This window comes from Enterobacter cloacae complex sp. SHL001 (assembly GCF_049236825.1).
Lineage (GTDB): Bacteria > Pseudomonadota > Gammaproteobacteria > Enterobacterales > Enterobacteriaceae > Enterobacter > Enterobacter hormaechei_C.
Window position 1 is genome coordinate 33,554 of the sequence record NZ_JBMKIP010000002.1, and the last position, 13,955, is coordinate 47,508.

Below are 13,955 nucleotides of genomic sequence, written 5' to 3' on the forward strand. Positions count from 1 at the left end.
AGACTTTAGCGAAATGTCTGCCAGGCGACAACAGGAATATGAAAGCAAGGCGCAACGCGATCTTTCGGTTTATGCTGAGGTAAATACAAAAGGAGAGACGATGTACACCCTGAACTGGCAACCGCCCTACGACTGGTCGTGGATGTTTGGCTTTCTTGCCGCGCGTGCGGTCACCGGGGTAGAGACCGTTACGGAGGATTACTACGAGCGCAGTTTTGGCTATGCCGGGCACCAGGGCGTTTTCCGGGTTACGCCAGACAGCGCAACCCCTACGCTGGCGGTGTCGCTCAGCCCTGGCCTGATCCCGGTGGCGGATATCTGCCTCGACCGCATCGCCCGCCTGTTTGACCTCGATTGCGACCCGCTGCGCATTGCGCAGACCCTGGGCGAGCTCGGCGCGGCGCGGCCGGGGTTACGTTTGCCGGGCGCGATGGATGCATACGAGCAGGGCGTGCGCGCCATTCTCGGGCAACTGGTGAGCGTGGCGATGGCGGCAAAACTGGCGTCACGGGTGGTGGCGCTGTGCGGTGAACCCATTGAGGATGCGCCGGGCTATCTCTGCTTTCCTCCGCCAGAGGTGCTGGCCGCGGCAGAACCGCTGGCATTGAAAGCCCTCGGGATGCCGCTCAGGCGTGCGGAGTCGTTGATTCATCTGGCGCAGTCGGTGGTGGACGGTGAATTCCCGCTATTCCCGCCTGCGAACGTTGAGGCCGGGATGAAGGCGCTACAGCAGCGCCCCGGCATCGGGCGCTGGACCGCGAATTATCTGGCCCTGCGCGGCTGGCAGGCGAAGGATGTTTTCCTGCCGGATGACTATCTGATTAAACAGCGCTTTGCCGGCATGACGCCCGCGCAGATCCGTCGCTATGCCGAGCGCTGGCAGCCGTGGCGCTCGTATGCGCTGTTACATATCTGGTACACCGACGGCTGGTCGCCGTCAGTTGATGGCGAAATAGCTGGTATTCAGCAGTAGATCAAGCGGCTGCGCTTCCCCGATGGTGTCGCCGTAAATAAAATCAACGCCGATGCCCGACAGCGTATCCATCATGATCGACTGATGGCATGGCCCGGCAATGGTTTTTATGCCCAGACGCTGGGCGTGGCCCTGAATGATTGTCACCATCATCTCATCCATCAGATTGCCGTGGACGTTGGTCACCATGTCTGTATCCAGCAGCAGATAATCGGCGGTGTTGGCGCTGAGCTGGCTGAAGACGTTCATATCGCGTCCGACCCGGGTCAGCACCACGCGACAGCCGGCCTGACGAAGCTTTTGCAGACCCTGCTGCACGTTTTCATCCGTATTGCTCAGCACATCAACGGCGATCGCCAGATGCAGCAGCCGCGCCGGCAGCGGACCTCTGGTGATCAGGTCGAGCAGCTCATCCACCAGCGTGACGCTGGCTAAACCCGCTTCTGAGAGCGGCAGCGCGACGCCCATTCCTTTGGCCGCCACCTGTGCGGCATAGGTACGGAAAAATTCGCTGAATATCCGTCGGTCCAGGGCGTGCAGCAGCTCCGGCTCCGCCAGCCCGGCGCGGAAGGCATGCTCTTCCAGCACTTCTCCCTGGCTGGTCCACAGCCGCAAGGAAATCAGCCAGAAGCTACTGCTCTCGGGAATGCGCGGCGAGGCGACGCTGCGGGCGATCATCAGCAGATGGTTATCTTTAATCATGTGCCACTGCTCATCCAGCGACATCATGCTGCGCGCGCTGTGGATCCGCTCCTGCTGGGGTTCGTAGACGGTGACCACGCCGCGCCCGCTGTTTTTCGAGGCGTAGCAGGCGATATCGGCCTGAGACATCACTTCCGCAGCCTGGTAATTGGTGTCGTCAATCAGCGTAATCCCCGCGCTGGCGCCAATGCGGTGCAGGCGTCCTTCCCAGGAAAAATGATAGTTGTTGATGGCGTCGATCAACCGGCCCGCAATATAGCGTGCGCTTTCGACGTTGCAGTCCGGCAGCAGCAGGCCAAACTCGTCGCCGCCCAGACGCGCCAGCACGTCGCTGGAGCGCAGCATGGTCAGCATCAGCGAAGAGAGTTCGCGCAGGAGAGCGTCGCCCGCCGCGTGGCCTGCCGTATCGTTCACCGCCTTAAAACGGTCAAGATCGATAAAGACCAGCGCGTGACGCTGATGGGTCTCCTGTACCGTCTGCAACAGGCGCTTAAGATGGTTTTCAAAGCTGACGCGGTTCGCCAGGTGGGTAAGGGCGTCATGGGAAGCGCTGTAGCTCAGCTGGCGCAGCATTTTGCGCGACTCGGTGACGTCCTGAATCACCAGCACCGAGCCGATGGTGTGTCCTTCCAGAGTGCTGAGGGGGGTTATGCTGTAATGAATGTCGAAACTGCCGCCATTGCGGCAGTTAAGCACCACATCCTGTTCGATATCGGTACGGGACATATCGCCGCTGTGGATGTTTTCCATTAACGGACCGTTCTCGCCGAAGGTAATGTGTAGCACCTTCAGAATGGGCTGACCCAGCGCTTCGCTTTGCGACCAGCCGCTCATCTTCTCGGCGACCGGGTTCATAAAGGTGATGTTCATGTCGATGTCGGTACACAGCACCGCTTCGCCGATAGAGTCGAGGGTGATATGCAGGCGCTCTTTTTCCTGGAACAGCGCCTCGTTCAGCTGCTTCACCTCGGTCATATCCATGTTGATCCCTAACAGCCGCTCCACTTCGCCCTGTTTGTTCAGCACCCGGTTCGCCAGCGAACGAATGTGGCGAATGCCATCCTTGACGCGAATGCGAAATTCCAGCTTGAAAGGTACCCTGGCCTGGAGTGACTCACGCAGGACCTGTTCGGCGTGCGTACGATCTTCAGGCACCATGGCCGCATGCCAGAGCTGCCAGGTGGGTTTAATGTGCGAGGGGATCTCGTACAGCTCAAACATCCGTTTATCCCAGCTGATTACGTCCGGCTCGAGATCCCACTCCCAAATCCCGATTCCGCCGGCTTCGTTAGCGAGAGTGATACGCTCCATCAGACGCTTATTCACCCACTCGGTCTGTTTCAGATCGTTGATGTCTTCAATCTGGGCAATAAAGTAGAGCGGGGTGCCGTCGGCATGGCGCACAACGGAGACGGCCAGCAGCGCCCACACCACCTCGCCGCTGCGGGTGTAGTAGCGTTTTTCGAGGGTGTAGGTGTTGATCTCGCCGTGAATCAGCTGTTGCAGCTGCTCCAGGTCGGTATTTAAATCTTCCGGCCAGGTTAACTGCTGGAACGTGAGCGACTGAAGCTCGGACTGGCTGTAACCGAGGAAATTGCACAGAGCCTTGTTGGCCTGGAGCCACTGGCCCTCAATGCCCACCAGCGCCATACCAATCGCGGAATACTCCATCGCATTGCGAAAACGTTCTTCGCTTTCCGTAATATGTTTACGCTCGGCCCGGAAGGCATACATCACCATCGTCATAATGTTGGCGGGGAGCAGCATCATCAGGAAGGGGAGCCACGGCGCGTTGAAGGTGACGATCATGGTGGAGGGCGTCATGGAGAGCGGATTTCGCGCCATCATCAGGGACACCATCATGATGGTGAATAAAAATATCAGGAACGCTTCCATACGCGGCAGACGGACCGCGCTCCACATCAGTAGAACGATAATGCAGGTGAATGGCCACGGCAGCCAGGTGATTGCCGTCCAGCTAAGAACCAGCGTGACGACCAGGGTCACCAGCGTTTCCAGCAGCAGTTTCGGGTTGCGGTGGCGCAGCAGGTAATGCGGCTTAAACAGCAGACCTAACGGCACCAGCGCCAGTGCGCCAATGGCTTCTGAAAGTACCCAGACAAGGAAATTACGCAGCGGCTCCGCGCTCGGCACCAGAAAATGAACCAGAACGCCCCCCACCAGCGGCGGCACCAGGGCACTGCCGAGGGCAAGCCGGACCCAGTCGTTGAGGTTTTGCAGCGGATTATACCAGGGGAGCAGCTTACGCAGTAACAGCGCGCCAACCGTGGCCTCAATGATATTGATCGCCGTGTAGGTGATATTGATCGATGCCCATGAGAAGAGCATCCACGAGGCAAAAATATTGCCAAAGGAGCAGGCGAGCGCAATGCCGGGCCACATTTTTCCCGCATGGCGGTAAAACGCCACCATCATAATTGAAGTCGGGAACCATAGTGGCGCCAGCAGCGTACCGAAGCGAGTCAGCTCGAGGGAAAATAAGGTGAAGATGAACGTGACCAGACCCAGACAGACAAGCCGCAGTAAAGGATGTGGGGTAGTAACCAAAACCCGCTGGTATTGTTTATTCATTACCGCTCTATCCAGGGACGCCATGTTGTCAGGAGCTAGGTCCGGACGCGTGAAATTAATAATTTGGTTTATGCTAGTACAAACATTTTACAATTCATATGCTGAGTGGTCAGATTTTGACTTCATAGACTTATAAAATAGTTACTCTGCGAAGAAGGGTGATGAAATGGCGAAAAACCGCGCGTAAAAATTTCGCTAAAGGCGTGAAACGGCGCTTTTCAGCCCGCCTCGCATAACCTGCGCATTCGACTGGTATCACGCCCCCGAAATCCCTATAATTGCCGCGTTTGACGCTCCGGCGTCGTCCTTCCTTACATCCAGGTTAATCAGGTCGCTAAATTTATGACTGATAAGTCTCATCAGTGCGTCATCATAGGCATCGCCGGCGCATCGGCTTCAGGTAAAAGTCTTATTGCCAGTACGCTTTATCGCGAACTGCGTGAACAAGTGGGTGATGAGCATATCGGTGTGATTCCCGAAGATAGCTATTACAAAGATCAATCCCATCTTTCGATGGAAGAGCGCGTAAAAACCAACTACGACCACCCCAGTGCGATGGATCACAGCCTGCTGTTCCAGCATCTGGAAGCGCTGAAGCGCGGCGAGGCGATTGAGCTGCCCGTCTACAGCTACGTGGAACATACCCGCACCCAGGAAACGATCCGTATCGAGCCCAAGAAGGTGATTATCCTTGAAGGGATTTTGCTGCTCACCGACGCCCGTTTGCGCGAATCTATGAACTTCTCGATTTTCGTCGACACTCCGCTGGATATCTGCCTGATGCGGCGTATTAAACGCGACGTTAACGAACGCGGCCGCTCCATGGACTCCGTGATGGCGCAATATCAGAAAACCGTTCGCCCGATGTTCCTGCAATTTATTGAGCCTTCGAAACAATACGCCGATATTATCGTGCCTCGCGGCGGTAAAAACCGTATTGCCATTGATATCTTAAAAGCGAAAATCAGTCAGTTTTTTGAATAAGCCGTGTGAATTGTGTACCGTTCAGAGATAACCTGGTTTTGCCCTGACGCCGTAAGGCTTCAGGGCGCGATGCACGAAAGGAGAAAGTGCCATGCGTCTTTGTGACCGCGATATAGAAGCCTGGCTGGATGAAGGCCGCCTGTCTATCACCCCGCGTCCGCCGGTTGAGCGTATTAACGGCGTGACCGTCGATGTGCGTCTGGGGAATAAATTCCGCACCTTCAGCGGCCACACGGCACCGTTTATCGACCTCAGCGGGCCGAAAGACGAAGTCAGTGCGGCGCTGGATCGCGTCATGAGCGACGAAATCGTCATCGAAGAAGGAGAGGCGTTTTATCTCCATCCTGGCGAACTGGCGCTGGCGGTGACCTTTGAATCGGTCACGCTGCCTGCGGACTTGGTCGGCTGGCTTGACGGACGCTCTTCCCTGGCGCGTCTGGGCCTGATGGTGCACGTCACCGCGCACCGTATCGATCCGGGCTGGTCTGGCCGTATCGTGCTGGAGTTCTTTAACGCCGGTAAACTGCCGCTGGCGCTTCGTCCGGGAATGATGATTGGTGCGTTGAGCTTTGAACCGCTGACCGGCCCGGCAGACCGTCCTTATAACCGCCGTCAGGACGCAAAATATCGCAACCAGCAGGGTGCGGTTGCCAGTCGTATCGATAAAGACTGATCTGTGAGTTCACTGAGGAAGCCATGAGAAGAGTTCTGACAACGCTGATGATTTTGCTGGTGGTGCTGGTGGCTGGCCTTTCAGCGTTGGTGCTGCTGGTTAACCCGAATGACTTCCGGGCCTACATGGTGCGGCAGGTGGAAGCGCGCAGCGGGTATGAACTCAAGCTGGACGGGCCGCTGCGCTGGCACGTCTGGCCTCAGCTCAGCATTCTCTCCGGACGTATGTCCCTCACCGCGCCGGGTGCCGCGCAGCCGCTGGTCACGGCGGATAACATGCGTCTTGATGTCGCGCTCATCCCGCTCTTATCCCATCAGCTCCAGGTTGAACAGGTGATGCTGAAAGGGGCGGTGATTCAGCTTACGCCGCAAACCGAAGCCGTTCGTCAGGCGGATGCTCCGGTCGCACCGCGTGAAAACACCTTACCTGACGTCCCGTCTGACACCGGCTGGTCGTTCGATATTGGTAATCTGAAAGTTGCCGACAGCGTGCTGGTTTTCCAGCATGAAGATGACGAACAGATCACCGTACGCAATATCAACCTCAGGATGGAGCAGGATGCCAACCATCACGCCACCATGGAGTTCTCCGGGCGGATCAACCGCAATCAGCGCGATCTCAACCTGTCGATGAACGCGAACGTGAACGCCTCTGATTATCCGCACCAGCTGACGGCGGACGTTCAGCAGCTTAACTGGCAGCTGACCGGCGCGGATTTGCCCGCGAAGGGGATTGCCGGCCAGGGCACGATGCAGGCGGTGTGGCATGAAGAGCGCAAACAGCTCGAACTGAACGCGCTCAACCTCCAGGCCAACGACAGCGCCCTGAAGGGGCAGGCGAGCGTCACGCTTGATGAGAAACCTAAGTGGGTGCTGGATCTGCAATTCGACAAGCTGAACCTCGAGAACCTGCTTCCGCCCCAACCGGTGAACGCGACCGATGAGGGAGCCACGCAGGTGGGGCAAAGCCAGGTCATGCAGTCGCGTCCGGTGATCTCCTCAAATCTCGATCAGCCTGACTACAACGGCCTGCGCGGATTTACCGCCGACATTCTGCTGAAAGCAAACAGCGTGCGCTGGCGTGGGATTGATTTTACTGACGTCAGCAGCCAGATGTTCAACCACAACGGCCTGCTGGTCATCTCCGAGCTCAGCGGAAAAATGGGAGCAGGGAACCTCTCCCTGCCGGGCTCGCTGGATGTGCGCAAAGACGTTGCCAGCGCCGCGTTCCAGCCGCGTCTGGAAAACGTTGAGATTGGCACCATCCTGAAAGCCTTTAATTACCCGATTGCCCTCACGGGGCAGCTGTCGCTGGCAGGGGATTTCTCTGGTACGAAGATTGATGCGGACGCCTTCCGTCGTAGCTGGCAGGGGCAGGCGCACGTTGAGCTGAAAGATTCGCGCATGGAAGGGCTGAACTTCCAGCAGCTGGTGCAGCAGGCGGTAGAGCGCAGCAGCAGCGTGAAAGCGAATGAAAACTACGACAGCGCAACCCGTCTGGACAGCTTTACCAGCGAGCTTGCCCTCGACAACGGTCAGCTCTCGTTGGACGACATGCAGGGGACTTCGTCACTGCTGGCGCTGACCGGAACCGGCGCGCTGGATCTGGTGAAAGAGACGGCAGACACCCGCTTCAACGTCCGCGTGAAGGCTGGCTGGGAAGGCGAAGGCCAGCTTGTGGAGTTCCTGAAAGAGACGCCGATACCGCTGCGCGTGTACGGAAAATGGCAGGAGTTGAATTACAGTTTGCAGGTCGATCAGATCCTGCGTAAGCACCTTCAGGATGAAGCGAAACGTCGGCTGAATGACTGGGCGGACCGCAATAAAGAGTCTCAGTCAGGTAAGGATGTGAAAAAGCTGCTCGATAAGCTGTGATGCCTGTTGTGCCGGGTGGCGGCTTTGCCTTACCCGGCCTACAAAAGCCAGACACCGTAGGCCGGGTAAGCGAAGCGCCACCCGGCTTTTTACACCTCAAAATCCATCTCATCTTCACCGCGCAGCGGTATCAGCTGCACCTTCTGCACGCGATGGCTCTCTACCTGCAAGGTTTTGATCATGTAATCCCCCACCTGGACCTCTTCGCCCGGCTGCGGAATACGTTGCAGATATTCCATCAGCAAACCGGCGATGGTGTGGTATTCGCGCTTCTCATCCAGCGGAAGCGGAACGAACTGCACCAGATCTTCGAGCGGCATATGGCCGTTGGCGGTCCAGCTGCCGTCGGCGTTTTTCTGAATATCGTGACGCGCATCGATCTCATCCACCTCATTAGGCAGATTACCGGCGATGGTTTCCATCACGTCGCTGAGCGTTACCAGCCCTTCCACAGAACCAAACTCATCAACGACAAACGCGAAGTGGGTACGCGCGTTGCGGAACTGCTCCAGCGCGGAGAGCAGCGGTAGCGCTTCCGGGAAGACCAGCGGCTGGCGCACCAGCGCCCGCAGGTTGAGCGGCTCGCCGTGGAGCTGCTGTTGCAGGAGGTCAATCACGTGTACCACGCCCAGCAGCTCTTCTTCCTCTTCACCGCCGGTGACAACCACCCGGGTGTGCTGGTTTTTATCCAGCAGGGCACGGATCTGCTCTTCCGGCGCCGTCAGGTCAATATGCTCAATGTCATGGCGGGAGGTCATGATACTGCTCACCGAGCGCTGGTTGAGGTTAAGCACGCGCTCTATCATCCGGCGTTCCTGCGGGTTGAAGATCTGCCCGTCGCTGTGGTCGGCAAGCATCGCCGCGGATTCAGCATCCAGCTCGGCATCCTCTTTTTTGCCGCTCAGCAGGCGCATCACCGTATCTGCGGTGCGCTGTCGTAATGTCTGGTTCGCGGAGAGAAAACGGCGACGGTTGAAAATGGCCAGCTGGTTGAGAAACTCAATCAGCACCGAGAAACCAATGGCGGCGTACAGATACCCTTTCGGGATATGGAAGCCAAAACCATCCGCGACCAGGCTAAAGCCAATCATCAGCAGGAAGCTCAGACAGAGGATGACGATAGTCGGGTGACTGTTCACGAAGCGCGTCAGGGCTTTACTGGCGAGCACCATCAGGGTGATGGCGATGATCACCGCGGCCATCATCACCGCCAGATGGTCAACCATGCCGACGGCCGTGATCACGGAGTCGAGAGAAAAGACGGCATCCAGCACCACTATCTGCGCGACCACCGGCCAGAATTTTGCACCGCGTCGCTGGGTGGGGTTTTCACTGTCTTTTCCTTCCAGCCGCTCATTAAGCTCAACCGTGGCTTTGAACAGCAGGAACAATCCGCCGAAAAGCATGATCAGGTCGCGGGCGCTAAAGCTCAGACCCTGCACGCTGAATAAGGGTTTGGTCAGCGTCACCAGCCAGGAGATTGAGGCCAGTAACAGCAGACGCATCACCATGGCGAGCAGAAGACCCGTCACGCGGGCGCGGTCGCGTTGTGAAGGGGGTAATTTATCGGCAAGGATAGCGATAAACACCAGGTTATCAATGCCGAGCACTAATTCGATGACGACCAGCGTCACCAGCCCGGCCCAGATTGATGGATCGGCAATCCATTCCATAGTAAATGCAATACCTTCTGTTATATGACTAATGTCACACTTCGATCATGGATAAAGCCGACGGAAATTGCAATGCCGGGGTGAGATTTCTCTTAATGCTACACTCAGGTAAACCCCATTTGCCGGGCGGTGTAAATAAGTTAATTGCGAAGATTTAATTACATAAGACGATATTTAGGATATATCGCAATAAATGGTCCGGCGATCTATTTTGTCAATATAAAGAAAATCCGAAAACCTTAAAACTTTGCTCTTAATATTAATCTTAAAAACGAATATTAGGACGGTTGTCTCCTTGCCTGCTATTAGGTTAGCTGCAACAATTCTTCCAGCATCAAATGTTAAATCTCCTTGTTGCTATTTTTGTTTCGGTCTTTGGTGAAGGTTATACATTATCAATCGCCCCTGTGAGGCGTTTGATATATTTCGCAAAAGGCCTTATCCAAGAGGGTGTCTAACCATAACGCATTGTTTAGTCAGTGGATTGGTAACTGAAAGCCAAGGGCGGTAGCGTGCCTGAAAGCGTGTGAATCAGCCTCAATTATTCTGTCAATAGCCAATGGATGAATAAGCTTTTTTTAGGACTGATGCCAGTTATATTGCTAAATGATTAACTGCATTCTGATTGTCACCACGACCCGCGCTTATTTTAATTGCACAGGATAATTACTCTGCCAAAGTGATAAATAATCAATGATGAAATCCAAAATGAAATTGATGCCATTATTGGTGTCTGTGACCTTGATGAGTGGTTGCACGGTCTTTCCCGGCAGCAATATGTCGACAATGGGCAAGGATGTGATTAAACAGCAGGATGCTGATTTTGATCTCGACAAAATGGTGAATGTGTATCCATTAACCCCACGTCTGGTGGAACAATTACGCCCACGTCCAAATGTTGCTCAGCCAAATATGTCTCTGGACCAGGAAATTGCCTCTTACCAGTATCGCGTGGGTCCGGGTGACGTCATTAATGTGACAGTCTGGGATCACCCTGAACTGACCACGCCTGCGGGCCAGTACCGCAGCTCAAGCGACACCGGTAACTGGGTACAGTCCGATGGCACCATGTTCTATCCCTACATTGGCAAAGTGCACGTCGCGGGCAAAACGCTTGCTGAGATCCGTAGTGATATTACCGGCCGCCTGGCGCAGTACATTGCTGACCCGCAGGTGGACGTTAATATCGCCGCGTTCCGATCCCAGAAAGCCTATATCTCTGGCCAGGTCAATAAATCCGGCCAGCAGGCGATCACCAACGTCCCGCTCACCGTTCTCGATGCGATCAATGCCGCAGGCGGCTTAACCGACGGCGCTGACTGGCGCAACGTGGTGCTGACCCACAACGGCAAAGAGCAGCGCATTTCGCTTCAGGCGCTGATGCAAAACGGTGACCTGACCCAGAACCGCCTCCTTTATCCGGGCGATATTCTGTACGTGCCGCGCAACGACGATCTGAAAGTGTTCGTGATGGGTGAAGTGAAGAAACAGAGCACCCTCAAGATGGACTTCAGCGGTATGACCCTGACCGAAGCGCTGGGCAATGCGGAAGGCATCGATCTGACCGCCTCCAACGCCAGCGGTATCTTCGTGATCCGTCCTATCAAAGGCGAGAACGCGAAGGGCAAGATTGCCAACATCTACCAGCTGGATATGTCCGACGCGACGTCCCTGGTCATGGCAACGTCGTTCCGTCTCCAGCCGTACGATGTGGTCTATGTCACCACCGCGCCGGTTGCCCGCTGGAACCGTCTGATCAACCAGTTGCTGCCTACCATCAGTGGCGTTCGCTACATGACGGATACGGCGAGCGACGTTCATAACTGGTAAGCCGCGATGTTTAACAAAATTCTGGTGGTGTGCGTGGGGAACATTTGCCGTTCCCCCACGGCTGAAAGGCTGTTGAAAAATTACCAGCCTGCGTTAACGGTCGACTCCGCAGGGCTGGGCGCGCTGGTCGGAAAAGGTGCCGACGAACGTGCCGCAAGCGTTGCCCTTGAGCATAACCTCTCACTCGACGGGCACGTTGCCCGTCAGGTCTCTGGCCGGATGTGCCGGGAATATGACCTGATCCTCGCGATGGAAAAACGCCACATTCACGCGCTGTGCGATATCGCACCGGAGATGCGCGGCAAGGTGATGCTGTTTGGTCACTGGGATGGTGAGCGCGAAATTCCCGATCCGTATCGCAAGAGCCGCGAGGCCTTTGAGGCGGTATACACCTTACTAGACCAGTCTGCCCGTCAGTGGGCGCAGGCACTGAAAGCTCAGCAGGGATAACAATGACAGAAAAAACAAGACCTTCTGCCGCCCCGACGTCGGGCAGTGATGAAATCGATATCGGTCGCCTGGTCGGGACCGTTATTGAAGCGAAATGGTGGGTGCTGGGTATTACCGCCATCTTTGCCGTGGCGGCGATCGTTTATACGCTGTTCGCGACGCCTATTTACAGCGCCGACGCGCTGGTGCAGATCGAACAAAATACCGGAAACTCGCTGGTTCAGGATATCGGCTCGGCGCTGGCCAACAAGCCGCCGGCATCGGAAGCCGAAATTCAGCTGATCCAGTCGCGCCTGGTACTGGGCAAAACGGTTCACGATCTGGGGCTGGATATCGCGGTCACCAAAAACACCTTCCCGGTATTTGGCGCAGGCTGGGATCGCCTGATGGGGCGCAGTAACGATACGGTAAAAGTGACCGACTTCGTGATCCCAAAAGGGGCAGGGGACCAAACCTTTACCCTGACAGTGCTGGGACCAAAACAGTATCAACTGACCAGCGACGCGGGCTTCAGCGCACGCGGCGAGGTGGGGCAGATGCTGACCAAAGAGGGCGTCAGCATCAAGGTCAGCGCAATTCAGGCGCATGAGGGCGGGGAGTTTACGGTCACCAAATTCTCGACGCTCGGGATGATCAACAACCTGCAAAACAACCTGACCGTCACCGAAAACGGCAAGGACACCGGCGTCCTGAGCATGACCTTCACCGGTGAAGACAAGGATCAAATCCGCGACATCCTCAATAGCATCACCCGCAACTATCTGGAGCAGAACGTTGAGCGTAAGTCAGCGGAAGCTGCAAAAAGCCTGGCGTTTCTCAGTAAACAGCTGCCGGAGGTGCGCGCCCGTCTGGATGACGCTGAGAACAAGCTGAACGCGTACCGTCAGGACAAGGATTCCGTCGATCTGCCGCTGGAGGCGAAATCGGTTCTCGACTCCATGGTGAATATTGATGCGCAGCTGAACGAGCTGACCTTCAAAGAGGCGGAGATTTCCAAGCTCTATACCAAACGTCACCCGGCGTACCGCACGCTGCTGGAGAAACGTCGTACCCTGGAAGAAGAGAAGGCGAAGCTGAATGACCGCGTGACCGCGATGCCGAAGACGCAGCAGGAAATTGTACGCCTGACGCGTGATGTGGAATCCGGCCAGCAGGTTTACATGCAACTGCTGAACAAACAGCAGGAGCTGAAAATCACCGAAGCCAGCACCGTCGGCGACGTGCGTATCGTTGACCCGGCGATTACCCAGCCGGGCGTGCTGAAGCCGAAGAAAGCGCTGATTATTCTCGGCAGTATTATTCTCGGCCTGATGCTTTCCATCGTCGGCGTGCTGCTGCGCTCGCTGTTTAACCGCGGTATCGAAAGCCCGCAGGTGCTGGAAGAGAACGGGATCAGCGTGTATGCCAGCATCCCGCTCTCCGAGTGGCAGAAGTCCCGGGATAGCGTCAAAACCGTTAAGGGCGTCAAGCGCTACAAGCAGAGCCAGCTGCTGGCCGTGGGTAACCCGACCGACCTGGCGATTGAAGCGGTGCGCAGCCTGCGTACCAGCCTCCATTTCGCCATGATGCAGGCCAAAAACAACGTCCTGATGATGACCGGTGTCAGCCCGTCAATCGGTAAAACCTTCGTCTGCGCCAACCTGGCGGCGGTGGTGAGCCAGACCAACAAGCGCGTGCTGTTGATCGACTGCGATATGCGTAAGGGCTACACCCATGAGCTGCTGGGGACCAACAACGTTAACGGTCTGTCGGAAATCCTGCTCGGTAAAGGGGAAATCAGCGAGAGCGCCAAGCCGACGTCGATTCCGAAATTTGACCTGATCCCGCGTGGCCAGGTGCCGCCGAACCCGTCTGAACTGCTGATGAGCGAGCGCTTCACGCAGCTGATTGAGTGGGCGAGCAAAAACTATGACCTGGTGCTGATCGATACCCCACCAATTCTGGCGGTCACCGACGCTGCCGTGGTAGGGCGTCATGCGGGCACCACGCTGATGGTCGCACGCTATGCGGTGAACACCCTGAAGGAAGTGGAAACCAGCCTGAGCCGCTTTGAGCAGAACGGTATTGAGGTGAAGGGGGTCATTCTGAACTCCATCTTCCGCCGCGCGACCGGGTATCAGGATTACGGCTACTACGAGTACGAATACAAGTCTGACAGTAAATAATAATCCCCCTCATCCTAACCCTCTCCCCAGGGGGGAGAG

General features: G+C 56.3%; 9 protein-coding genes. 7 read left to right on the top strand and 2 right to left on the bottom strand.

Annotated elements, in window-relative coordinates:
* Window positions 1-100: 100 nt before the first annotated feature.
* Complete coding sequence (alkA, locus tag ACOTYH_RS05665) at window positions 101-973, top strand: DNA-3-methyladenine glycosylase 2 (RefSeq protein WP_063136652.1); 873 nt, start codon at window positions 101-103, stop codon at window positions 971-973.
* On the opposite strand, the gene ACOTYH_RS05670 is transcribed toward alkA, so the two are convergent.
* Entirely contained in the window at window positions 938-4,267 is a 3,330-nt protein-coding gene (locus ACOTYH_RS05670) for a diguanylate cyclase (RefSeq protein ID WP_032669512.1), read from the bottom strand. The two genes, alkA and ACOTYH_RS05670, sit on opposite strands and share 36 nt — an antisense overlap.
* A 342-nt stretch (window positions 4,268-4,609) precedes the next feature.
* Between ACOTYH_RS05670 and udk the strand changes: the two genes are divergently transcribed.
* The 3 genes from udk to asmA all read left to right on the top strand — a co-directional run bounded on the left by udk (window position 4,610) and on the right by asmA (window position 7,798).
* On the top strand, window positions 4,610-5,251 hold the full coding sequence (gene udk / locus ACOTYH_RS05675; RefSeq protein ID WP_000130320.1) for a uridine kinase: 642 nt from the start codon (window positions 4,610-4,612) through the stop codon (window positions 5,249-5,251).
* A 91-nt stretch (window positions 5,252-5,342) separates the two neighbouring features.
* On the top strand, window positions 5,343-5,924 hold the full coding sequence (dcd, locus tag ACOTYH_RS05680; RefSeq protein ID WP_017383269.1) for a dCTP deaminase: 582 nt from the start codon (window positions 5,343-5,345) through the stop codon (window positions 5,922-5,924).
* Window positions 5,925-5,947: 23 nt separating this feature from the next.
* The gene (gene asmA, locus ACOTYH_RS05685; protein WP_032669513.1) at window positions 5,948-7,798 is read left to right on the top strand and encodes an outer membrane assembly protein AsmA; all 1,851 of its coding nucleotides are present in this window, start codon (window positions 5,948-5,950) and stop codon (window positions 7,796-7,798) included.
* Window positions 7,799-7,887: 89 nt separating this feature from the next.
* On the opposite strand, the gene ACOTYH_RS05690 is transcribed toward asmA, so the two are convergent.
* The gene (locus tag ACOTYH_RS05690) at window positions 7,888-9,471 is read right to left on the bottom strand and encodes a TerC family protein (RefSeq protein WP_015572372.1); all 1,584 of its coding nucleotides are present in this window, start codon (window positions 9,469-9,471) and stop codon (window positions 7,888-7,890) included.
* A gap of 693 nt (window positions 9,472-10,164) precedes the next feature.
* Here ACOTYH_RS05690 and ACOTYH_RS05695 point away from each other — a divergent pair.
* The 3 genes from ACOTYH_RS05695 to wzc are packed head-to-tail and all read left to right on the top strand — an operon-like array spanning window position 10,165 to window position 13,916.
* The gene (locus ACOTYH_RS05695; protein ID WP_003862079.1) at window positions 10,165-11,301 is read left to right on the top strand and encodes a polysaccharide export protein; all 1,137 of its coding nucleotides are present in this window, start codon (window positions 10,165-10,167) and stop codon (window positions 11,299-11,301) included.
* 6 nt (window positions 11,302-11,307) lie between these two features.
* Window positions 11,308-11,751 (top strand): low molecular weight protein-tyrosine-phosphatase Wzb, encoded by a 444-nt coding sequence (gene wzb / locus ACOTYH_RS05700; protein ID WP_003862078.1) that lies wholly within the window; start codon window positions 11,308-11,310, stop codon window positions 11,749-11,751.
* Window positions 11,752-11,753: 2 nt separating this feature from the next.
* On the top strand, window positions 11,754-13,916 hold the full coding sequence (wzc, locus tag ACOTYH_RS05705; RefSeq protein WP_015572374.1) for a tyrosine-protein kinase Wzc: 2,163 nt from the start codon (window positions 11,754-11,756) through the stop codon (window positions 13,914-13,916).
* Window positions 13,917-13,955 lie beyond the last annotated feature (39 nt).